At 44.0% G+C, this 22,973-nt stretch carries 21 protein-coding genes; 11 read left to right on the forward strand and 10 right to left on the reverse strand.

The features are described 5' to 3' along the window. Window positions 1-36: 36 nt before the first annotated feature. Window positions 37-1,689 carry a gliding motility lipoprotein GldJ gene (gene gldJ / locus D2V05_RS02005; RefSeq protein WP_119645923.1) on the reverse strand — a complete coding sequence of 551 codons (1,653 nt, stop codon included), beginning with the start codon at window positions 1,687-1,689 and terminating at the stop codon, window positions 37-39. A 384-nt stretch (window positions 1,690-2,073) separates the two neighbouring features. On the opposite strand from gldJ, the gene porV reads away from it, so the two are divergent. The 9 genes from porV (at window position 2,074) to D2V05_RS02050 (ending at window position 11,580) form a co-directional block, all read left to right on the forward strand. Further along, window positions 2,074-3,219: a type IX secretion system outer membrane channel protein PorV gene (porV, locus tag D2V05_RS02010; protein WP_119645924.1), complete on the forward strand. Its 1,146-nt coding sequence runs from the start codon at window positions 2,074-2,076 to the stop codon at window positions 3,217-3,219. A 76-nt stretch (window positions 3,220-3,295) separates the two neighbouring features. Beyond that, entirely contained in the window at window positions 3,296-3,787 is a 492-nt protein-coding gene (gene cdd / locus D2V05_RS02015) for a cytidine deaminase (RefSeq protein ID WP_119645925.1), read from the forward strand. 81 nt (window positions 3,788-3,868) lie between these two features. Beyond that, window positions 3,869-4,867, forward strand: a complete 999-nt coding sequence (pdhA, locus tag D2V05_RS02020; RefSeq protein WP_119639360.1) for a pyruvate dehydrogenase (acetyl-transferring) E1 component subunit alpha — start codon at window positions 3,869-3,871, stop codon at window positions 4,865-4,867. A 4-nt stretch (window positions 4,868-4,871) separates the two neighbouring features. Then, complete coding sequence (locus D2V05_RS02025) at window positions 4,872-6,500, forward strand: pyruvate dehydrogenase complex dihydrolipoamide acetyltransferase (protein WP_119645926.1); 1,629 nt, start codon at window positions 4,872-4,874, stop codon at window positions 6,498-6,500. A 128-nt stretch (window positions 6,501-6,628) separates the two neighbouring features. After that, window positions 6,629-7,606 (forward strand): M28 family metallopeptidase, encoded by a 978-nt coding sequence (locus tag D2V05_RS02030; RefSeq protein ID WP_119645927.1) that lies wholly within the window; start codon window positions 6,629-6,631, stop codon window positions 7,604-7,606. A 73-nt stretch (window positions 7,607-7,679) separates the two neighbouring features. Continuing rightward, entirely contained in the window at window positions 7,680-8,357 is a 678-nt protein-coding gene (locus D2V05_RS02035; RefSeq protein WP_119645928.1) for an SDR family NAD(P)-dependent oxidoreductase, read from the forward strand. Between the two features lie 47 nt (window positions 8,358-8,404). Beyond that, window positions 8,405-9,028, forward strand: coding sequence for a SprT-like domain-containing protein (locus tag D2V05_RS02040; RefSeq protein WP_119645929.1), 624 nt, complete (start codon window positions 8,405-8,407; stop codon window positions 9,026-9,028). A 14-nt stretch (window positions 9,029-9,042) separates the two neighbouring features. Next, window positions 9,043-10,122: a mannose-1-phosphate guanylyltransferase gene (locus D2V05_RS02045; RefSeq protein ID WP_119645930.1), complete on the forward strand. Its 1,080-nt coding sequence runs from the start codon at window positions 9,043-9,045 to the stop codon at window positions 10,120-10,122. Window positions 10,123-10,125: 3 nt separating this feature from the next. Then, entirely contained in the window at window positions 10,126-11,580 is a 1,455-nt protein-coding gene (locus tag D2V05_RS02050) for a DUF389 domain-containing protein (RefSeq protein WP_119645931.1), read from the forward strand. A gap of 61 nt (window positions 11,581-11,641) precedes the next feature. Here the strand turns inward: D2V05_RS02050 and D2V05_RS02055 are convergent, their stop codons facing one another. Next, complete coding sequence (locus tag D2V05_RS02055; RefSeq protein ID WP_119645932.1) at window positions 11,642-12,409, reverse strand: ABC transporter ATP-binding protein; 768 nt, start codon at window positions 12,407-12,409, stop codon at window positions 11,642-11,644. Then, on the reverse strand, window positions 12,409-13,146 hold the full coding sequence (locus D2V05_RS02060; RefSeq protein WP_119645933.1) for an MlaE family ABC transporter permease: 738 nt from the start codon (window positions 13,144-13,146) through the stop codon (window positions 12,409-12,411). Before D2V05_RS02060 ends, D2V05_RS02055 begins: the two co-directional genes overlap by 1 nt. Before the next feature lie 119 nt (window positions 13,147-13,265). Between D2V05_RS02060 and pafA the strand changes: the two genes are divergently transcribed. Further along, window positions 13,266-14,942, forward strand: coding sequence for an alkaline phosphatase PafA (pafA, locus tag D2V05_RS02065; protein ID WP_119645934.1), 1,677 nt, complete (start codon window positions 13,266-13,268; stop codon window positions 14,940-14,942). 73 nt (window positions 14,943-15,015) lie between these two features. Here pafA and D2V05_RS02070 read toward each other — a convergent pair whose 3' ends face one another. The 5 genes from D2V05_RS02070 to gcvP form a co-directional block, all read right to left on the reverse strand. Next, window positions 15,016-15,339: a hypothetical protein gene (locus D2V05_RS02070; protein ID WP_119645935.1), complete on the reverse strand. Its 324-nt coding sequence runs from the start codon at window positions 15,337-15,339 to the stop codon at window positions 15,016-15,018. A gap of 168 nt (window positions 15,340-15,507) precedes the next feature. Then, window positions 15,508-16,350 (reverse strand): glycosyltransferase family 2 protein, encoded by an 843-nt coding sequence (locus D2V05_RS02075; RefSeq protein WP_119645936.1) that lies wholly within the window; start codon window positions 16,348-16,350, stop codon window positions 15,508-15,510. A 169-nt stretch (window positions 16,351-16,519) separates the two neighbouring features. Next, the gene (locus D2V05_RS02080) at window positions 16,520-17,044 is read right to left on the reverse strand and encodes a class I SAM-dependent methyltransferase (RefSeq protein WP_119645937.1); all 525 of its coding nucleotides are present in this window, start codon (window positions 17,042-17,044) and stop codon (window positions 16,520-16,522) included. Continuing rightward, entirely contained in the window at window positions 17,045-18,103 is a 1,059-nt protein-coding gene (locus D2V05_RS02085; RefSeq protein ID WP_119645938.1) for a 3-oxoacyl-ACP synthase III family protein, read from the reverse strand. 166 nt (window positions 18,104-18,269) lie between these two features. Then, window positions 18,270-21,122, reverse strand: a complete 2,853-nt coding sequence (gcvP, locus tag D2V05_RS02090) for an aminomethyl-transferring glycine dehydrogenase (protein ID WP_119646117.1) — start codon at window positions 21,120-21,122, stop codon at window positions 18,270-18,272. 125 nt (window positions 21,123-21,247) lie between these two features. On the opposite strand from gcvP, the gene D2V05_RS02095 reads away from it, so the two are divergent. Continuing rightward, complete coding sequence (locus tag D2V05_RS02095; RefSeq protein ID WP_119645939.1) at window positions 21,248-22,072, forward strand: UbiA prenyltransferase family protein; 825 nt, start codon at window positions 21,248-21,250, stop codon at window positions 22,070-22,072. On the opposite strand, the gene D2V05_RS02100 is transcribed toward D2V05_RS02095, so the two are convergent. Continuing rightward, a complete protein-coding gene (locus D2V05_RS02100) occupies window positions 22,069-22,299 on the reverse strand; it encodes a hypothetical protein (protein WP_119639375.1) in 231 nt (76 codons plus the stop codon). The genes D2V05_RS02095 and D2V05_RS02100 overlap by 4 nt on opposite strands. Before the next feature lie 2 nt (window positions 22,300-22,301). Beyond that, on the reverse strand, window positions 22,302-22,856 hold the full coding sequence (locus D2V05_RS02105; RefSeq protein WP_119645940.1) for a sigma-70 family RNA polymerase sigma factor: 555 nt from the start codon (window positions 22,854-22,856) through the stop codon (window positions 22,302-22,304). Window positions 22,857-22,973 lie beyond the last annotated feature (117 nt).

Consider the following 22,973-nt stretch of genomic DNA (forward strand, 5'->3'; position numbering starts at 1 on the left):
TTTTGGTCGGAGCTTTTAAAAATATGCTTACAGTTCTTATTTGGCTTTTTTGTGCCTAACCGTTTTGTTCTTGATCTTGGATTTGGAACCCACTCTGGACATGGCACATCTAAAACCGATGTCGTCCGTGGCCATATATTGTGGCAGATACCTTCTTTGGGCAGGATCTAACCAATAGGCCCTGTCTCTCCAAGAACCACCTTTGTAAACCCTTACCTCGTCATTGATCAATGAAGTCCTGTAGTTGGATGTATCGTATTTACGAACCAGTTTTCCTGTTGAATCACGCTCAGCTTTAAACTGTGGAGAGTCGTACATTTTTCTATTGTCCTCTTCGTCGCTGAAACGATCAAAGAATCTTGAAGAACCTGGGTCACCGTCCCTGTAACCACGATTGTCACTCTTGTCAAAGTTGGTCCTTAGGTAAGTTTCTTCCTCACCAACAGGAACTTCTTTGATTTCACCAGGCAGGTTCATGGCCACCACTTTACCGTTTGGCAAGGTGTCATAAACAATCTGGTCGGTCAATATTTCTACTTTACCATCTTCACCAATGGCTTTCTTCATGAAAACGTTACCACGGTAATAGTTAAAGTCACTGATCTCATCATCCACAATGGGGCGGTATACGTCGGCAACCCATTCGCTTACATTACCGGCCATGTCGTACAGACCAAAATCGTTGGGCTTATAGGATTTTACCTGGGCTGTAATGTCGGCTCCGTCATCGGACCACTCGGCAATACCACCGTAGTCACCTTTACCTTGTTTAAAGTTGGCCAACTGATCACCACGTCCCACACGTTGTCCGTTACGGGTGTAGTCACCTTCCCATGGGTATTTCTTTCTACCCCTGTAGTTGTTGTACTCACGTGATCCGACCAAAGCTTGGGCAGCATATTCCCATTCGGTTTCGGTAGGAAGTCTATATTCGGGCATGATCACACCGCTACTTCTTTTGGCAAATACGTTCACGGAGTCACGCTTTTGTTTTCCTTGCAACGAATCGATCTCACCACCATAGACAGAAGTAGGATTGTTCAAGTAAGCTTCGGTGCTAAAAGTACCGTCTACTTCCCCGTTCAATACTTTATATTTGGTGTCATCGGCCAAATAACCTTCCCTTTCCAACATGGCTTCGTTTACCCTGTCGGTTCTCCATTCGGCGTATTGGGTAGCCTGTACCCAGTTAACACCCACAACAGGATATTCCGCATAGGCTGGGTGCCTTAGGTAGTTGTTGGTCATAGTCTCGTTAAAGCCCAATCGGTTCCTCCACACCAAGGTGTCAGGTAGGGCACCGGTATAGATATTGGTGTAGTTGGGGTTTTCCGGTGGATATACTTCCTTAAGATAATCAAGGTACTCCAAGTACATCACATTGGTTACCTCTGTTTCATCCATGTAGAAGGACTGTACGTGTTGTTGCGTAGGTGTGTTGTTCCAATCGTGCATGACATCATCTTGGACCTTACCTTTGGTAAAGGTTCCACCTTCAACAAATACGGTTCCTGGAGGAGTTTCCTGCTCCTTGAAGTCGGAATTGTATTGGAACCCTCCTTCTTTGGCGTTGATTTTCCAACCAGTGGCTCTGGAGACGTTCTTGGAAGATGAAGAGTTTTTACAGCTTGAAAAACTTCCCATCACAATAGCGCAAGAAAGGACAACTTTGATAAAGTGTTTTTTCATAATTTGGGCTTGAGTACTTTAATACTTAGGGTTTTATACCCTTGGTAACTTCAACTTGTTTAGATTTTTTTAATCCTTCAATGGCATTAAAACGACATTTTTGCCATTATATTTTGTGCTCATCAAATAATTCTGGCCACGCCTGCTTTGGCACTGGCTACACTTTTGTAACGGAGATGGTTGTAAATTAGTATGGAAGATGCACTTTTTAACGGTTGTGCCGCCTTGTTATAGTGGGCTATTTCATATATAGGTATGTCTAACATCGAAAAAGGAACAAAAAATATGCACCTTGTCACAAGAATTTGCTTAAAAGACCGTTAACAGGTAATACATCCAAAACTATTTTGGACCGTGAACTTTACTAAACGCTAAAAACTTCGAATGAAAAAGTTACTCATTTTGGTAGTGTTTCTTATCGTGGCCCCAAGGATAAGTGCACAGCAAGAAAGAGCGATCACCACAGCTGTACCCTTTTTGACCATAGCAGCCGATGCAAGGGCATCCGGTATGGGTGACATGGGTGTTGCCACTTCCTTTGATGCGTATTCCCAGCAATGGAACCCTGCAAAGTATGCCTTTGCCACGCAAAAAATGGGTGTCGGGGTGAGCTATACGCCCTACTTGGAGACAATCGTGAACGATGTTTCGTTGTTGAACGCCACTTTTTATAACAAACTTAACGATCGAAGTGCCTTTGCCTTTGGCTTGCGCTACTTTGGCCTTGGGGAAATAGAGTTGAGGCAAACGATCGATCAGGAGGCAACTTTGGTAAAACCCAATGAATTTGCCTTGGATGGTTCTTACTCGCTGAAATTGAGCCAAAGCTTTTCCATGGCCGTTGCAGGAAGGTTCATCAGCTCCAACCTAAGATTTCAGGATGGAACACAGGATTCTCAGGCGGCCAATGCCTTTGCAGTGGATGTGGCCGGATTTTACCGATCACCTGAAATTGCCTATAGTAATTTTGATGGTCGTTGGAGATTGGGTTTCAATATCTCCAATATTGGTGGGTCTTTGCAATATGATGAAGGCGGACAGCAAAACTTTTTGCCTACCAACTTAAAGGTGGGAACAGGTTTCGATTTCATTTTTGACCAAGACAATGTATTGGCCATCAATACGGAATTCAACAAACTGTTGGTGCCCACCCCTAGGGATTTTAATGGGGATGGACAGATTACTTCGGAAGACAACGACGAATATCATAATATCAGTTTTTTCAGTGGAATTTTTGAATCTTTTGGCGATGCGCCGGATGGTTTCAGTGAAGAATTGAAAGAAATTACTTGGGCGCTTGGTACCGAATACCGTTTTAGGGAAGCGTTCATGTTGCGTGGAGGGTATTTCAATGAGAGTGCGGAAAAAGGTGCCCGTAAGTATTTTACCTTGGGTGCAGGGTTTAAGTATAAGTCGGCGCAGATAGATCTATCTTATCTTTTCTCCACCTCGCAGGTTAAAAACCCTTTGGAAAATACATTGCGTTTTTCCTTGACCTTCAATTTTGGGGAGGAATTTTTAAACGACTGATCATCCAATAAATAAATAGTTGAAGACCTGTCCCCGTGGACAGGTTTTCTTATTTTTGGGTAATACGCAATATCAAATGGAAAAAAAGCGAATCGGTTTTGATCTTCTCATTTTTGAAGACGAAGCAGAGTTGTCACAAAATGATCAAAAATTGTTAGGCGCCGCAGAGGAAGCCCGCAAAAATGCCTATGCACCCTATTCCCGTTTCAAGGTAGGGGCTGCAGCTTTGTTGGAAAATGGTGAGACCGTTATCGGCAACAATCAAGAGAACGCTTCTTATCCTTCGGGTCTCTGTGCCGAACGGGTTGCCGTCTTTCAGGCTGGGGCAAGGTTCCCAGATGTGGCCATTGTTTCCATAGCTATCAGTGCGGCATCCGAGGAGCATGTGGTGGATATGCCGGCAGCTCCGTGCGGCAATTGCAGACAGTCCATCATGGAGTACGAGCACAAGCAGCAATCGCCTATTTCTCTCTTAATGAAAGCGGAAAAAGGACCTATATTCAAATGCAGTTCCATGGCCGATATTTTGCCATTGGCCTTTGATAACTCATTTTTGGGTGATTCTTAAACCAATTCTTTTTCCAAAACAGATATATATGTATTTTTGCTCTTCCCCAGCACAGGGAAATTTCAATTAATACTACCGTTGATGAAAAAAATCACCAAAGAAGTTTACCTAAAATGGTATGAGGACATGTTGTTCTGGAGAAAGTTCGAGGACAAATTGGCCGCCGTATATATTCAACAAAAGGTCAGGGGATTTCTCCACCTGTACAATGGCCAAGAAGCCGTTTTGGCGGGTTCCCTGCATGCCATGGACCTTACCAAGGACCGCATGATCACTGCCTATCGTAACCACGTTCAACCTATCGGTATGGGTGTGGATCCAAAAAGGGTAATGGCAGAGCTTTACGGGAAGGTGACCGGAACCTCCAAAGGTATGGGAGGCTCCATGCACATTTTCTCCAAGGAACACCGTTTTTATGGTGGCCATGGTATCGTGGGAGGACAGATTCCTTTGGGTACAGGTTTGGCCTTTGGCGATAAATACTTCAAAAGGGATTCCGTTACCCTTTGTTATATGGGGGATGGCGCAGTAAGGCAAGGTTCCTTGCACGAATCATTCAACTTGGCCATGTTGTGGCAGTTGCCCGTAGTCTTTATTTGTGAGAACAACGGTTATGCCATGGGAACATCGGTTGCCCGTACATCACACACCACCGATATTTGGAAATTGGGCTTGGGTTACGAAATGCCTTGTGGCCCAGTTGATGGTATGGATCCAGCGGCCGTAGCCAAAGAAGTGGACAAGGCCATTGAGCGTGCACGTTCCGGTGGCGGACCAACTTTCTTGGAAATGAAAACGTACCGTTACCGCGGTCACTCCATGTCAGATGCGCAACATTACCGAACCAAGGAAGAAGTAGAGGAATACAAGAAAATAGATCCCATCACCCAAGTAAAGGACATTATCTTTGAAAAAGGGTATGCCAGCGAAGATGAGATCAAAGAAATTGATAAAAAGGTAAAGGATTTGGTCGACGAGTGCGAGAAATTCGCGGAAGAGTCGGATTTTCCACCTATCGAGCAATTGTACGACGTTGTTTACGAACAGGAAAACTATCCATTTTTACCACATAAATTATAATTAGATGGCAGAAGTAATCACCATGCCTAGATTGAGCGATACCATGGAAGAAGGTACCGTGGCAAAATGGCTCAAAAAAGTAGGGGACAAAGTAGAAGAAGGAGATATATTGGCCGAAATCGAGACCGATAAGGCTACCATGGAGTTCGAATCCTTTCATGAGGGGACGTTGCTTCACATAGGAATTCAGGAAGGGGAAGGTGCTCCGGTGGATTCACTTTTGGCCATTATCGGTAAGGAAGGAGAGGATATTTCTTCGCTTTTGAATGGTGGGGGAACCCCTGCTAAGGAAGAAGCCAAGGAAACCACGGCTCCCAATGCTGAAGAAAAAGTTGCTGCTCCAAAAGCTGCTGCTTCCATTCCAGAAGGAGTGGAAATCGTGACCATGCCAAGGCTGAGCGATACCATGGAAGAAGGTACCGTGGCCAGCTGGTTGAAGAAAGTTGGAGATAAAGTAGAGGAAGGCGATATTTTGGCTGAAATCGAAACCGATAAGGCCACGATGGAGTTTGAATCCTTCTATTCCGGTGTACTTCTATATATAGGAATTAAGGAGGGTGAAGGCGCTCCAGTGGATTCCCTTTTGGCCATTATTGGACCAGAAGGAACCGATGTGGATGCCGTTTTGAATGCCCAAGCGGGTGGGAATGTTGCGTCAAGCGCGCCAGCAGAAGAAGCTCCAAAGACCGAAGCACCCAAAGCCGAAACAGCTACGGAAACCGTTACGGTTGCCCAAGATGGTCATCGTATTTTGGCATCGCCTTTGGCCAAGAAAATAGCCAGTGATAAAGGCATCAACCTTGCCAATGTAAAAGGCTCAGGTGATCACGGTAGGATCGTGAAAAAGGATGTTGAGAACTATCAACCTTCTGCAGCATCTGCAACTGCGCCTGCTGCCCAAACCACTGCAGCCGCTGCACCAGTGGCTCCGATGAATTTGCCGGTAGGACAGGAAAGTGTGGAAGAAGTGAAAAACTCTACCATGCGTAAGGTCATCGCCAAGCGTTTGGGTGAATCCAAGTTTACCGCGCCACATTATTACTTGACCATTGAAGTGGACATGGACAATGCCAAGGCTTCAAGGGAACAGATCAATAATTTGCCGGACACCAAGGTGTCTTTCAATGATATGGTATTGAAGGCCTGTGCCATGGCCCTTAAAAAACATCCACAGGTAAATACCTCTTGGAATGGTGATACCACAGTGTACAAACACCATGTGCATATGGGTGTGGCCGTAGCTGTGGAAGATGGATTGGTAGTGCCCGTGATCAAATTTGCCGATCAATTGACCCTATCCCAATTGGGAACAGCGGTTAAGGATTTGGCCGGTAGGGCAAGGACTAAGAAAATCAAACCGGACGAAATGGAAGGAAGTACCTTTACGGTTTCCAACTTGGGTATGTTCGGTATTTTGGAATTCACTTCCATCATCAACCAACCCAATTCGGCCATTTTATCCGTGGGGGCCATTGTGGAAAAACCCGTGGTTAAAAATGGACAGATTGTTGTCGGGAATACCATGACGGTTACTTTGGCCTGCGATCATAGAACAGTGGACGGCGCTACGGGGGCCCAGTTCCTTCAAACCTTGAGGGCTTATCTGGAGAACCCAGTAACCATGTTGGCTTAATTTTAAGTGCCCTGAGCGTAGTCGAGGTGTCACCCTGAGCGTAGTCGAAGGGAACAATATCATATGAGTGAAAGCATCCTTTTTAAGGATGCTTTTTTTATCTTTAAAAAATTCAAAAAACGAAAAGCATGAAAACCTTATTCTATGCTCTTGTAACCCTTTTGGCCATGGACTGCGGCTCATCCCAGAATATGGCGAGTCCAGCTGTGGAACCCATAACCGTCAAGGATTCCAAAGATGCCTTTACGGATGCAGAGCGCATTGGTGATATGATGAACTATTTAGCATCCAATGATATGAAAGGGAGGGATGCTGGTACCGAGGGTATAGAATTGGCTGCGACGTATATTGAGAACTACCTAAAATCCTATGGGGTAAAGCCCTATTTCCAAACCTATCGGGACACATTGTCCAATTTTACCAAGCCAGCCTATAACATCGTGGGTATTGTGGAAGGGAATGACCCCAGTCTTAAAAATGAATTTATCGTGATCGGGGCCCATTACGACCACATCGGTATCATAAAAATGGAGAACGGGGATGCGATTGCCAATGGTGCCAACGACAATGCCTCGGGTACCACAACCGTGCTTGAGTTTGCTAGATACTTTGGAACCCACAAGACCAACAAGCGTAGTTTGATCTTTGCACTCTTCAGTGCTGAGGAAAAAGGGCTGTTGGGATCCAAGCATTTGGCCAAAGAATTGAAGGAGCAAGGTTTGAACTTGTATACCATGCTCAATTTTGAGATGACTGGAGTTCCCATGAAGGATAAGGAATATTTGATGTACCTCACGGGCTATGAAATGTCGAATCTGGCAGAAGTGAGCAATGCCTATGCCAAGGAGAAGTTGGTAGGTTTTTTGCCGACGGCCAAGGAATACAGTCTGTTTAAACGTTCGGACAATTATGCGTTCCATTTGGAGCTTGGGGTGCCATCCCACACCTTCAGCACGTTCGATTTTACCAATTTTAATGACTATCACAAAGTTGGGGATGAAGCGGATAAGATGGATTTTGAACATATGGCCCATTTGGTGAACAAGACCATTCCCGTGTTGGAAGGGATTGCCAATGCACCGACCCAGGAAATCAAAAATAAGTAAGTGTCCTCATGAAGGGATGGAAGGTAAGGTTTATGGATTCCCGTTTTCACGGGAATGACAAATTATAATGATAATGGCAAATATTATAATCACAGGGACAAGTAGGGGTATTGGTTTTGAATTGGTGAAACTCTTTGCCCAAGAAGGGCATCAGGTTTTGGCCCTTTCAAGAAATTCCAAACCTGTCGAAAGCTTACACCTTTCCAATGTCCATACCTTTCCTTTCGATTTGGGAAACCCGACCGATTTTCAAAAATTAAAGGACTTTCTTGGGAGATGGCATGTGGTGGATGTGCTGATCAATAATGCAGGCAAATTGGTGAACAAACCGTTTCAGGATATTTCAGCAGAGGAATTTGAAGAGGTTTACAAAGTAAATGTGTTCGGTGTGGCGGAGATGACCAAGGCCGTACTTCCCCAAATGGGTAAAACCGGACATGTGGTCACCATCAGTTCCATGGGAGGTGTGCAGGGGAGCGTCAAGTTTCCTGGCCTGTCTGCCTATAGTTCCAGTAAAGGGGCCGTGATCACGTTGACCGAACTTTGGGCGGAGGAATTCAAGGAAACGGGTCCTAGTTTTAATGTGTTGGCCTTGGGGGCTGTACAGACCGAAATGCTGCAAGAGGCTTTTCCGGGATACCAAGCTCCCGTGACCGCCCTTGAAATGGCTGCATATATTAAAGACTTCGCCTTGACGGGACAAAAACTCTATAATGGCAAGTTGTTGCAGGTAAGTAATAGTACGCCATAACACTTGTATTTAATAAAGTTGTCCACGAAACAATTACCTTTGTTCCAGTGAACAATACCCTTCAAAAATATTTACCGGATAGGGCAGTGGAACCCTGTTTTGAGTTGATCAAAACATATAGTGTTCATCTAAAAATTGTGAACCATAGGGTTACCCGACATGGGGATTACAGAAGAATGCCCGATGGATTGCATTTGATCACGGTAAATGCATCCCTTAACAAATACCGATTTTTAATTACACTCGTCCACGAGATAGCACATTTGGTGGCTTTTGAGAGGTATGGCCGTCGAATAAAACCCCATGGAGAGGAATGGAAGCGTACCTTTCAACATTTAATGGTGCCTTTTATCAGACCCGAAGTATTCCCTACACAATTATTGCCTATCATTGCGTCCCATTTCAAGAACCCGAAGGCCAGTAGCAGTACGGATGCCAGATTGTCCATCGCGCTGAAGGCTTTTGATGCAGAGGAAAGAAAGAATAGTTATGTATACGAATTGCCCCAGGGCAGTATTTTTAGGTTGTACAATGGCAGGTTGTTCAAGAAAGGAAACAAAAAGATAAAACGTTACGAATGCGTGGAATTGTCCACGGGCAGAATGTATCTGTTTCAACCCAACGCAGAGGTGGAGTTGGTCCATGATAAGCCCATGGAGCCACCATTTTAAAACAAACAATACAGATGAACAAGAATTATTACGCAGTTTTGATGGCCGGAGGGGTAGGTTCCCGATTTTGGCCCGTAAGCACAACAGCAAACCCCAAACAGTTCCATGACATGTTGGGAACCGGGAAAACCTTGATTCAAAAAACCTTTGATCGATTGAATCGTTTTATTCCCACCGAGAATATTTTGATTTTGACCAATGAGCGATATAATGATTTGGTTCTGGAGCAATTACCAAAGGTAAAACAAGAACAGGTCGTATTGGAACCTGCCATGCGCAACACGGCGCCTTGTATTCTGTATGCCTCCTTGAAAATTCAAAAAATGAACCCCAATGCGGTGATGATCGTGGCACCCAGTGATCATTGGATCGAGGATGAGGCCGCTTTTGAAAAGGACGTTATCGCTTGTTTTGATAAGTGCGAAAAGGAAAACGTACTGTGTACCTTGGGAATCCAGCCCACTTTCCCCAATACCGGTTTCGGTTATATCGAATTTGAAAAAGGAAGTGACGCAAAACTAAAGAAGGTGTCACAATTCAGGGAAAAACCGGATTATGAAACGGCAAAAGAGTTTTTGGCCCAAGGTAATTTTCTATGGAATGCAGGCATCTTTATGTGGAGTGTAGAAACCATTGTGGGAGCCTTTAAAGCCTATCAACCGAGTCAATATGAACTGTTCGGTGGTGGGATTTCGTGTTACAACACCATGGAAGAAACGGCGTTCATTAAGGAAAACTACGCCAAGGCCGATAACATATCCATAGATTATGCTATCTTGGAACAATCCAAATCCATCTATACCTTACCTGCTACCTTTGACTGGAACGATCTTGGAACCTGGGGTGCCTTGTATGATAAATTGGACAAGGATCCTTCCGATAACGCCGTGGTCAATGCCCAGGTGGTACTTGAAAATGCAAAAGGCAATATGATCAGGTCCCCAAAAGGTAAAATTGTAGTGGTAGACGGATTGGAAGACTACATTATCGTCGATAAGGAAGATGTGCTGTTAATCTATCCAAAATCAAAACAACAGGATATTAAAAAAGTACTGGGAGTGGTAAAAGAAAAATTTGGAGAGCAGTTTGCGTAATATATGAGCGAGGAACAACTACAAGGGGCTGCCATGCCTGATCAAGACAGTGGCGACGAGGTAAAGAAGGATTTTAAGGGACTTTTGGGAAGTATAAGGAAGTTTCTTTCCGAACTTTTGGAAATACGTTCCAATACCGATGCCGTGGCCACCAAAGAGTCCATTATTGCAGACATCCCGTTTAAGGGTCACACCTCATGGATCCTTATCTGTTCCATTTTCATTGCCTCTATCGGTCTCAATGCGAACTCAACCGCAGTGGTTATCGGAGCCATGTTGATTTCACCCTTAATGGGTCCTATTTTGGGCATGGGGCTGTCTTTGGCCATCAACGATATTGATACCTTGAGAAGATCGCTCAAGAATTTCGGTGTTATGGTCGTTTTGAGTGTGATCACCGCTTTTTTGTTCTTTTATCTTTTCCCGTTAAAGGATGATTCCTCAGAATTATTGGCACGGACCAAACCTGATATCCGCGATGTACTTATCGCATTTTTTGGCGGGTTGGCATTGGTTATTGCGCGAGCAAAAAAGGGAACCATTGCCAGTGTTATCTTTGGGGTGGCCATTGCCACGGCATTGATGCCACCACTCTGTACCGTCGGTTTTGGACTGGCCATTGGAAAACCTTGGTATGCGGCAGGGGCCATGTACCTGTTCACCATCAACACCATATTTATTGGGCTGGCCACATTTTTGGTAATCAAGTTCTTGCGTTTTCCCATGGTGCGTTATGCCAACTCGCACAGAAGAAGATTGATCGCCCGGATTGCTTCCATCACCGGTATTTTGGTGATGATACCAGCAGGATTTACCTTTTATAAGGTGTTTCAGGAATCACTCTTCAATAAACAGGCCCAGGAATTTTTAAAGGAAACCATAGAGATGTACCAATTTAATGGTGCGGGTAGGTATGTGGACAACCTGACCAAGATTGAATATAATGATGGTAAGACACCATTGATCGAGCTGGTATGTATGGGGGATGAACTGATTCCAGAAAACGTGGTGAACACATGGAGGACCCAGAAAAATCAATATTCCCGATTGAAGGATGCCGATCTGCATATCATTCAGGGTGGTAAGGATGATTCGGAAGAAAAGTTCAATTATGTGAGCGAGCTTTATGAAAAGAACAAGGCCGAATTGCTCAACAAGGATGAACAGATCAAGATGCTGAAGGAGGAAGTGTCCCATCTATCAAAAAATGCCGAAAAGCAGATTCCGTTTAAGGAAATCAGTGCCGAGGCCAGGGCCAATTATGAAAATTTGGCCGAGATGGGATTTTCGTATCAAATCAGCACAGATTTTAAGAAACTGGACACGGTTCCTGTTTTCAGTATCAAATGGAAAGATGGAATACGTTCCCCCCAAAAGGAGGCCGATGCCAAAAAAATGTTGGCCTGGTTAAAGTTGAGGCTTCAGGATTCCACCCTAGTGGTTAAAGAAGTAGAGTGATTTTGAAGTTGTCAGAAGTCTGAAATCTGAACTCTGATGTCTGAAGAAGCCTACAAGTTGCTTAGTTACGCTCCTCAATATACATTTGGCGTACTTTTTTGAAAAGTTCCGAGGAGTAAACAAAATCCGTTACGGCCTGATTGTCCGTTTTAAAGATTTCCTTATTGGTCCCTTCCCATTCCTTAAAACCATTTTTCAAAAAAATAATCTTTTCCCCGATTTCCATCACCGAGTTCATATCGTGTGTATTGATCACAGTGGTAATGTCGTATTCCTGTGTAATCTCGTGGATGAGGTTATCGATCAAGATGGCCGTCTTGGGGTCAAGTCCAGAGTTGGGCTCATCGCAGAAAAGGTATTTGGGGTTCATCACAATGGCACGTGCAATGGCGACCCGTTTTTGCATTCCGCCGGAGATTTCTGCTGGAAATTTTTTATGGGCATCGATCAGGTTCACCCGTTTCAATACAAAATCCACACGATCCTGCATTTCGGATTTGGATTGGTTGGTGAACATGTCCAGAGGGAACATCACATTGCCTTCCACCGTCATGGAATCAAAAAGTGCACTGCCCTGAAAGACCATGCCCATTTCCTGTCTTAGGTTTCGGCGCTCCTTTATTGAAAGCTCGGAATAATATTGCCCATTGTAACAGATCTGGCCTTCATCCGGCTCGAATAATCCCAAAAGGCATTTTAAAAAGACTGTTTTTCCGGAACCACTCTGGCCAATAATCAGATTGGTCTTTCCTTTTTCAAAAGCGGTAGAAATACCCTTGAGCACATGGTGCTCCCCAAATGATTTATGTACGTTCTCTACTTCGATCATCAGCCAAGGAGTAATTGGGTTAAAACATAGTTGACAATAATGATGACCACACTGGTCCAGACAAAGGAAGTGGTACTGGCCTTGCCCACTTCCAATGCCCCGCCTTTCATGTAATATCCATGGAAGGAAGGAACGGTGGCAATTACAAAGGCAAATACGATTGATTTGATAAAAGCATAGGTAACGTGGAACGAATCAAAATCCATTTGAAGCCCTTTGATGAACTCCCCACTGGGGGCATAGCCTCCAAAAACGGCGGCCACCCATCCACCCAAAATACCAACGAACATGGATACGGCTACGGCAAATGGATACATCATGGTCGCGATGATCTTGGGGAATACAAGGTAGTTCAGGGAATTCACCCCCATGACCTCCAAGGCATCTATCTGCTCCGTCACCCGCATGGTTCCGATACTAGAGGTAATGTACGACCCCACTTTACCCGCCATGATGATAGAGGTAAAGGTCGGGGCGAACTCCAATATGACCGATTGACGTGTGGCAAAACCGATAAGGCTTTTGGGTAAAAAGGGACTGTTCAGGTTAAGCGCGGTCTGGATGGTAACCACACCTCCGATAAAGAAGGATATGAATATGATGATGCCCATGGCCCCGAATATCAGCTCATCTATTTCCTTTAAGATCAAAGATCTCATGATGGGCCATTTGGTTGGTTTTTTAAATACTTCCCAGATCATGATGAAGTATTTTCCAATCGCTTCTAGGTATTTCATGCGTTTGTTATGGACTTGAGGTGATAAAAATAAGAATATTGTGGAGCATTTAACCTTCATTTAAATTTTTAAACACGATAAATGAATAGCTTTGTTGTTGTTTTTACTAATTCCATTCCATGAAAAGGACCAACCTTATTTTATCGTTTCTATTATTATGTATGATCAGTCTGTCCTATGGACAGCGAAAGAAAAAGACCGTCGAAGAAGTCCAATCTGAACTTATTGCCCAATCACCCAAATTGGTAGTGGGAATCGTGATAGACCAAATGCGGTTCGATTATCTCACCCGATTTTGGGACCAATACGGGGAAGATGGCTTTAAACGGATGGTAAATGAGGGGTTCAACTGTAAAAACAACCATTATAACTATGCACCGACCAGCACAGGCCCAGGGCACACCTCAGTATATACAGGTACGTTTCCGGCCATGCACGGGATTATCGGGAATGATTGGTATGACAAGGAATCCGGTAAAATGGTTTATTGTGCTGGGGATGATAGTGTTGCTTCTGTAGGTACCACTTCGGATGCAGGGAAAATGTCGCCCCATCGCATGTTGACCACTACCATAACCGATCAATTGCGTTTACATACGCAACAAAGGGGTAAGGTCATAGGGATTGCCCTGAAAGATCGTGGTGCCATTTTGCCCGCAGGGCACTCTGCTAATGGGGCTTTCTGGTATGAGGGTGGTGAAACAGGAAACTGGATTACGAGCTCTTACTATATGGATGCCCTTCCACAATGGGTAGTGGACTTTAATGACTCCGATGCTGTGGAGGTATATAAAAAATCTTGGACTACCCTTAAACCAATAGGAACTTATCTGGAAAGTGGGACGGATGCCAATACATACGAAGGTATGTTCAAAGGGGAAACCACTACGGCTTTTCCACATGACCTTCCAGCCATATGGGATGCCAATGGGCAGTTCAGTTTGTTGAGGAGCACACCTTACGGAAATAGCATTACGGCCGATTTTGCCTTGGCCGCTTTGGAAGGGGAAGACTTGGGCGCAGATGCCATAACCGATTTTCTGGCCATTAGTTTTTCCAGTACGGATTATGTTGGACACTTTTTTGGGGTGAATTCCAAAGAAATTGAAGATACGTATATTCGGTTGGATCAAGACCTGGCAAGATTGTTTGCAGCGCTTGATGCCAAGGTGGGAGCAGGGGAGTATACAGTATTCTTGACCGCGGATCATGCAGCCATCAATGTTCCAGCCTATCTACACGATCAAAAATTGCCAGGAGGCTATCTTGACATGAAGGGTATGAAGGAGAAGTTCGATGAATTTCTGAAATATAAATATGGAACAACCGATGTGGTAAAAAACCAATCCAACTCCCAACTCTTTTTAGACCATAAAATTTTGGCCAACTTGGACATTGACTTGGATGATGCCCAGGAAGACATTGCCAAAGAATTACTAGGTTATGAAGGAATTGGGCAGGTCTACACAGGTCATCAAATGTGGGAGAACGACTATACCGAAGGTATTCCCTATATTCTGCAGAACGGATATAACCAAAAGCGTTCGGGGGATGTGTTGATCGTTCCAAGTCCTGGTTATATCTCATATAGCAGAACTGGTTCCACCCATGGATCTCCACAGATTTATGATACCCATGTTCCCCTCCTTCTTTTTGGAAAAGGTATTAAGCATGGTAGCACCGTGAACAGGACCGAGATTCCAGATATTGCGCCAACGATAGCATCTCTATTGGGTATTGCCTTCCCAAGTGGTACCACCGGAAAACCTATTGGAGAGGTTTTGGATTTTGAATGAATCCTGGAGGTCAGGTTGTATTAAAAACATTGCGTCTTAAATCTTTTGGGGTTTAAGATGCAGTACTATACCATCAAATGATAATGTTAAAAACCGCTTTGACCTTATTGATGTTCCTAATACCGTTGCCACGGTTGAACAAGCTGGTCAATAGATGGGGTTTGCTCTGAACTTCAATAAGACTTTGATTTTCATCTATCTCGGATATATGGATCAATATCGTTTCGCTACACGATGCAAAGGAAGATTTTACTTTGTATTTAAGACTGAGTTCTGACCCATGGTCCAATAATCGATACCACCCTTTAAAGGTGAGACCTTTGTCCAATCTGGCTAAGATTTCGCTGGCACTGAGTTCAATCTCGAATTTTGATGCCTCCTGAACGACTGGTTTCATGATGAGGTTTTGTTTTTTCTACCATTATCAATGATTTGTAGGAAAATTTGGCAACAGCTTAAAATACGGCGAGTTTGGTAATCATATCATCTAAATTGATAGATGCAGGATTCCAATATATGAATGCATGTTTTGGATTGATGAATAGGAAATATGGTGTCGGAGGCATCAGAGTTTTGATACGATTCCCTTCCATCTATATTTTCGGATGAATTTACCCTCTTGTCTAGTTACGTAGTGGGGTCTTTGTAGTAAAAAAGCTTTCAGAAAACCGAAAATCATTTGAATATATAATCTTGGACTTTTGGCTTGCCAAGCCATTTTTAAGGCAGCTATTTTGGCAAGGACAATTCCATACCGCATTTTATAAAGTGCTTCACCCTTTGCTTGATAGTTTTTGGAACTGTACCCATGCCCGGTAGGACGCAAGTGCTTTACATGAAGTTCAGGGAAAGTCTCCGTTTCAAAATCATGGTATTTGGCCAATAACGTATCCACGGTATCCCAACCAATTCCAGTTCGCAATCCACCAATTTTATGGAAACAGGCCTTGTGATATAATTTGATGGGGCCTCGGATATGACCTTTGTCCGCAATGTTTTCGTAAATCCAATCATTACCTTTTTTGATGTAGAGAAGTCCAGAGCACATCCCCAATTTCCAGTTGGCCTGAAAATGATTGACCATGATTTCGAAATAATCGGGCGGTAAAACGATATCGGCATCGAATTTTCCAATAAGATCAAAATCAGAAGTTTGCGACAATCCAAAATTAAAGGTGTCCACCACTTTTTTGCCAGGGATATGTTCATCCACTGATTTCCGTTGAAACACTTTGATCCATGGATGATTTTGAGCAAAACCTTGGGCGATTTCAAAAGTGGCATCAGAAGAATTGTCATCCACCACAATGACTTCGTTGGGTTGATAGGTTTGGTCAACAAAAGAATCTAAACAGTCTTTTAAATAGGCTGCTTCATTATGGGCTGGGATAACAATGCTGATCTGCATGGCTTAAAATTCCTAAAAACAATTTACAATTCCCAATAGGTTTTAACCGCTGATAGGAATTTAATGGGCTTGGTCATTTTGAAAGAGCAAAGTGATGGAAGAATCTCTGAAAATCTTTTAACAGGGGCTGGCTTGCAGGAGATTTCTCGACTGCGCTCGAAATGACAAACTAATCATTTCTTTCTGCGTAAACAATATAATATCGATTGGTGAAGTACCGTAACAATGGTCGAATCCCAATCTTTTTGGTGGGATTGGTCCATTTGGCCGTATCCTTTATCGTCCATCCAGCTTTTTCCAATAACCAATCGAACTGCCAATCCTCAAACTCGTGATAATGTCGGTCCCAAGGGTCGGTTTTACTTCTATAGGCAGATGAAAACCATAAACGCATGGGAATACTGGCCACCAATTTTTTGGCCTTCATCTCCTTCAACACATTAAAAGGGGCCACCAAATGTTCAAAAATTTCAAAGGCCGTGACTACATCGGCATCGGATTGGGCAACCGCTGCAAAGTCAATATCGAGATCCTCACCTTTGGTGTTCTCGACTTGGTAGCCTTTGGCTTTCATAATTTCTGAAAAGGGATTCTCGACCCCAAGATCCAAAATGGATTCTTTGGTGGTTACATGTTTTTGCAGAAACGCCAAGGTGTGCCTGTAGCGTTTGTTCGGAAAGTTGTTCTCGTACATCTAGTATCTATATACAATGGCATTGACGTTCATTCCGGCGCCAACGCTTGCAAAGATAACAACATCTCCCTTTTTTAGTTCATGTTCTGGAAGTTCCCCGTTCAAGACCTTGTCCAACAAAGTGGGCACTGTGGCTACAGAACTATTTCCCAATTCATGGATGCTCATCGGCATCACGTTTTCAGGGACTTCCTTACCATAAATTTTATAAAACCTTTTGATGATGGCCTCGTCCATTTTTTCGTTGGCCTGGTGGATGAAGATTTTTTTCACTTCATCGATTCCGACTCCGCTTTTATCCAAACAGGTAGCCATGGCCTTAGGAACATTGATACAGGCGAATTCATAGATTTTACGTCCTTGCATTTTAATATAACGGGTATCCTTGCAACAACCGGAACTATTGCTTTTGTCGAAATAGAGATAGTAAGCCTCTTCGTTGGCGAAGGTCATGGAGGCATGGGAAAGGATTTCACCCGAAGCAGGATTGGCTTCCAGAACAGCTGCCCCTGCACCGTCGGAAAAGATCATACTATCGCGATCATGTGGGTCTATGATTCTTGAAAGGGTTTCCCCACCAATGACCAAACATTTTTGGGCCATACCACTTTTGATGAAGGCCGTGGCTTGGATAACACCTTCGATCCAACCAGGGCATCCAAAAATGATGTCATAGGCCACACATTTTGGATTTTTTATTTTTAGCAAATGCTTTACCCGAGTTGCCAAACTGGGCAGGGTGTCCCCTTGGATTTTCCCCGGGGTGAGATCGCCAAAATTATGGGCAAAAATGATGTAATCCAGTTCTTCCCTATCAATACCAGCATTGGCAATGGCCTTTTCGGCGGCCAGATATCCCAAATCGGATGTTTTTAGTTCCGGTTCGGCATAGCGCCGTTCGGCAATTCCCGTGATGGCCTTGAATTTTTCAATGATGACCGTGTTCTCCTGTCCAAAAGAAGAGCCATCGGTTTCCATAAACTGATGTTCAAGAAAAGCATCATTTTTGGTGACGATGGTCGGGATGTAGCTTCCAATGCCTGTAATGCCAATTTTCATATTGAGGTTTTTAAAATTGATTTAAGATAACAACTTTTTTATTTAGTTATTATGCATGCATAATAAATGCTACAACGTCCAAAATAAGGTTTTCAAAAAATTGAAAAAGGAAAAAGCCTTGGTCGAAATCTCGACCAAGGCTTTTCATCAATGTTTATCAAGGTTTTTAGGCCTCCATGTACTCTTCGATAGGGGCACAGGTACAGATCAAATTACGATCCCCAAAAGCCTCATCGGTTCTTCTGATGCTTGGCCAAAATTTATTTTCGGCTACAAACGGCAATGGGAAGGCAGCTTTTTGTCTGCTATATGCATGGTCCCAAGTATCACTGGTGATCATGCCCAACGTATGTGGAGCATTTTTAAGCACGTTGTCCGTCTCTTCGGCACTGGCTTCATCAATCTCACTTCTGATGGAAATCATGGCATCACAGAACCTGTCCAATTCGGCAAGGCTTTCACTTTCTGTGGGCTCGATCATCAAGGTACCTGCAACTGGGAAAGAAACCGTTGGTGCATGGAAACCATAGTCCATCAATCGTTTAGCGATGTCCGTTACCTCAATTCCATTGGCCTTGAAAGGACGGCAATCAATGATCATTTCATGGGCGGCACGACCGCGTTCACCTGTATAGAGCACCTCGAATTTCCCTTTCAACCGGTCCTTGATGTAGTTGGCGTTCAAAATGGCCGCCTTGGTGGCATTAGTAAGTCCTTCAGCTCCCAACATCTTGATATATCCATAGGAAATCAAACATACCAAAGCACTGCCCCAAGGCGCAGCAGAAATGGCTGTAATGGCTTCTTCGCCACCTGTTTTGATCACTGGATTGGAGGGCAGGAACGGTTTTAGTTGTTCCGCCACACAAATAGGCCCAACACCTGGTCCACCACCTCCGTGTGGTATGGCGAATGTTTTGTGAAGGTTCAAGTGGCATACGTCCGCACCAATGGTCGCAGGGTTGGTCAGCCCGACCTGGGCATTCATGTTAGCCCCGTCCATGTAAACTTGTCCGCCGTTATCGTGTATCAATTTGGTAATCTGTTTGATGGATGACTCAAATACTCCGTGGGTGGAAGGGTAGGTCACCATCAAAGCTGCTAAATTTTCGGAATGCTGCTTGGCTTTTTCTTCCAAATCGGCCATATCGATGTTTCCTTTTTCATCGGTCTTGGTCACCACCACTTTCATGCCGGCCATTACTGCGGAAGCTGGGTTGGTTCCGTGTGCCGAGGCAGGAATTAGGCAGATATCACGATGTCCCTCACCTCTGGATTCGTGATAGGCACGGATAACCATCAACCCGGCATATTCGCCTTGTGCCCCAGAGTTGGGTTGCAAAGAAGTGGCAGAAAAACCGGTAATCACGTTCAAGTAAGCTTCCAAGGATTTCAACACTTCCTGATAGCCCTCGGCTTGTTCCAAAGGAACAAAGGGGTGGATATTGCCCCAATGGGGCCAACTCAACGGAAGCATTTCCGAGGCGGCATTCAATTTCATGGTACAGCTTCCCAAAGAAATCATGGAATGGTTCAGTGCCAAATCCTTGCGCTCCAATTTTTTGATGTAACGCATCAATTCGGTCTCGGAATGGTAGGAGTTGAACACTTCATGCTCCAAAAATGGGGTGTTACGCTGAAGAGATGCAGGAATCACCTCTTTGATTCCACTTTCGAACGAAAACTCCTTTTTATCCTCTTGGGAAACAATAAAACAGGAAAGCAATAATTTCAAATCCTCTTCGGAAGTGGCTTCGTTCAATGAAATGGAAACGGTTTCCTGATCAATATAATTTAGGTTGATGCCACGGGTCTCGCAAACCTCCTTTAATTTTCCAATGCTGGAAAATTTCACCTTGATGGTGTCAAAGAAGCTTGTGTTCAATTGTTCAAGTTCTATGGCTTCAAGACCTTTCGCCAATAGTTTGGTGAGGGTATGCACCTTGTTGGCTATGTATTTTAATCCATTTGGGCCATGATACACGGCATACATCCCCGCCATTACGGCCAATAAAACCTGGGCAGTACAAATGTTGGATGTGGCCTTGTCCCTTTTAATATGCTGTTCCCTGGTCTGGAGTGCCATTCGCAGGGCACGGTTGCCATCGGTGTCTTTGGTCACCCCAATGATTCTTCCGGGCAAACTTCTTTTATATTCTTCCCTGGTGGCAAAAAAGGCTGCGTGCGGTCCACCGTATCCCAAAGGGATACCGAAGCGTTGGGTGGTACCCACCACAACATCAACACCCCATTCACCAGGAGCTTTCAGCATAACCAAGCTTAGGATATCCGCAGCAACGGCTACCTTGATTTCTTTTTCTTTGGCCTTCTCCACAAATCTGGCATAGTCATGGACTTGACCATGTTTTCCGGGGTATTGCAACAATGCGCCATAGAATTCAGAAGCGAAATCGAAAGTTTCGTGATTGCCAACTACCAACTCTATTCCTAAAGGAATAGCCCTTGTTTTAAGGAGGTCCAATGTTTGGGGCAATACTTCCTCGGAAACGAAAAATTTGGAGGCACCATCCTTTTTCTGCTGTCTTCCACGGACATCGTATAACATGGTCATGGCCTCGGCGGCTGCCGTACTTTCATCCAAAAGGGATGCATTGGCAATTTCCATTCCGGTCAAATCGGTAATCATGGTCTGGAAGTTCAAAAGGGCTTCCAAACGGCCTTGGGCAATCTCGGCTTGATAGGGCGTATAAGCGGTGTACCATCCTGGGTTCTCCAAGATGTTCCTTTTAATCACGGACGGGGTCAAGGTTTCATGATACCCCAATCCGATATAGGTTTTGAAAATCTTATTTTTTTGGGCCAATTCCTGAAGATGGCTTAAAAACTCATGCTCACTGATCCCTGCAGGAAGGTCTAATGGTTGTTTGAGTTTGATGTCATCAGGAATGGTCTCGTAGATGAGTTGTTCCACATTTTCAACCCCAATGGTTTTGAGCATTTGGGGCATGTCTTTCTCCGTAATGCCTATGTGTCTGGCGGCAAAAACCTCTGTGTTCATGTTCAATCCAATAAAGTGCACAAAATTAGGGATTAATTCAATGAAAATGGGCAATTTTGATGGCCAGGGAAGCAAAGTTGTTAACCACAAATTAACCTTTTACTTTCTTCCCTTGATTTGCTCAGATGCGTACGTTGAAATCCATATTCGATTTTTATTTGGATGCGAGTATCCATGTGGCCTTGGCGGTCATAGCGATGGCTGGTGTCACCTTTCACCTGTTCGGTACTTTTTCGGATATTGATCTATTGGGCTTTATTTTTTTCAGTGTGATCGTATGCTACAATTTTATCAAGTATGGTGTGGAAGCCTATAAATATTTGATTGTTTCCAATGCGTACCATAAAAGCATCCAAATATTCAGCTTTTTGTCCTTCGGATTCGCCCTTTACTTCTTTTTTCAATTGGATGTGGAGATTTGGTGGGGAACCATTGCTCTGGGATTATTGTCGGCCCTCTATGCCGTACCTCTTTTACCAAGGGCCAAGAACCTCAGGAATTTGGCTGGGCTCAAAATCTATATTGTTGCCTTTGTTTGGGCGGGGTTTACGGTTCTGTTCCCACTACTGGATGCCCATATGCCACTGGATTGGGATTTTTGGATAAACTTTTCCCAACGGTTCCTTTTGGTATTGATATTGATCCTTCCGTTTGAAATCAGGGACCTGCAGTGGGACGACAAGTCCTTAAGAACGTTGCCACAGGTATTGGGTATACGGAACACCAAAAAAGTGGGGATTGCCATGACCGTCATTTTCTTTCTCCTCACTTTTTTGAAAGATTCCATCCATCCCATGGAAATTGGTATGAGGTTGGTCCTTGCCATCGCTTTGGCATTGGTACTGATGTCCGACAAAAGAATGAGGTCACGCTACTTTGTATCCTTTTGGGTGGAGGCGATTCCTATTTTTTGGTTTTTGTTGTTCTGGGGAGTGGAGAAAATCCTCTAGAATTTTTTTTCAAGGTCACGCTTCATACGTTCCTTGTCGTCTTTGGAAAGCATGGTAAGACCCGCCCGATCGCACATAGAGGTAAGCTCACTGTTCTTTTTGGAATACTGTTTACAGGCCTTGCAGTACAATAGGTGAATGCGCAATTTGACAATATCCCAAAAGCTTGCCTCTTTGTATTGTGATTTGTTACAGATATTTGATGCCTCCTGACATGTGATCTTCATAGCTAATACCAATTATCGTTTAAACAACCCATTAATGCTGTTCGGGCCCTATGGATCATCACCCAAAGATTGGACGGATTAATGTCCAGTTCATTACAAATATCTTCTGTGCTCATGCCCTGTATGGTCTTCATTTTAAAGACGACGGCTTGTTTCTGGGGCAGTTTGGAAATGCAATCCTGAATGGCAAGCCCCAGTTCCTCGTTTTCCATGATATTGTCACCGTCCTTGCTGAACGGGTCGGCCACTTGTTGTTCCAGCCAATCCCCTTCGGCATCGGAATCCGAACTGTAGTTGATGCGCACTTCCGCCTTTCCTTTTTTAGAGTTGATCTTTCTGTAATGATCGATGACCTTTCTCTTTAAGATGGAAATCAACCAGGTACGCTCCGCGGCATCCCCTTTGAAGTTTTTGGCGGAATTCAGTCCGGCATAAAAAGTTTCCTGGACCAGGTCTTTGGCCAAATCGGCATCGCTTACCCGAGCAACCGCATAGTTGAACAGGTAATCTGCATAGAGGTCTACCCAGTTTTCAGGATGAAGTTCTTGTGCGGCCATAGTTGTTTAGATGCACCAAAATTAATTTTTTTTGGAACAAATTACCTTTTTTGTCGGTTTCTTTGGTAAAAACCGATTAGACGTTGAATGAATACCAGACTAACAATTTAAAGGCTT

Origin of the sequence: Flagellimonas pelagia, from assembly GCF_003584135.1 — a bacterium.
GTDB lineage: Bacteria > Bacteroidota > Bacteroidia > Flavobacteriales > Flavobacteriaceae > Flagellimonas > Flagellimonas pelagia.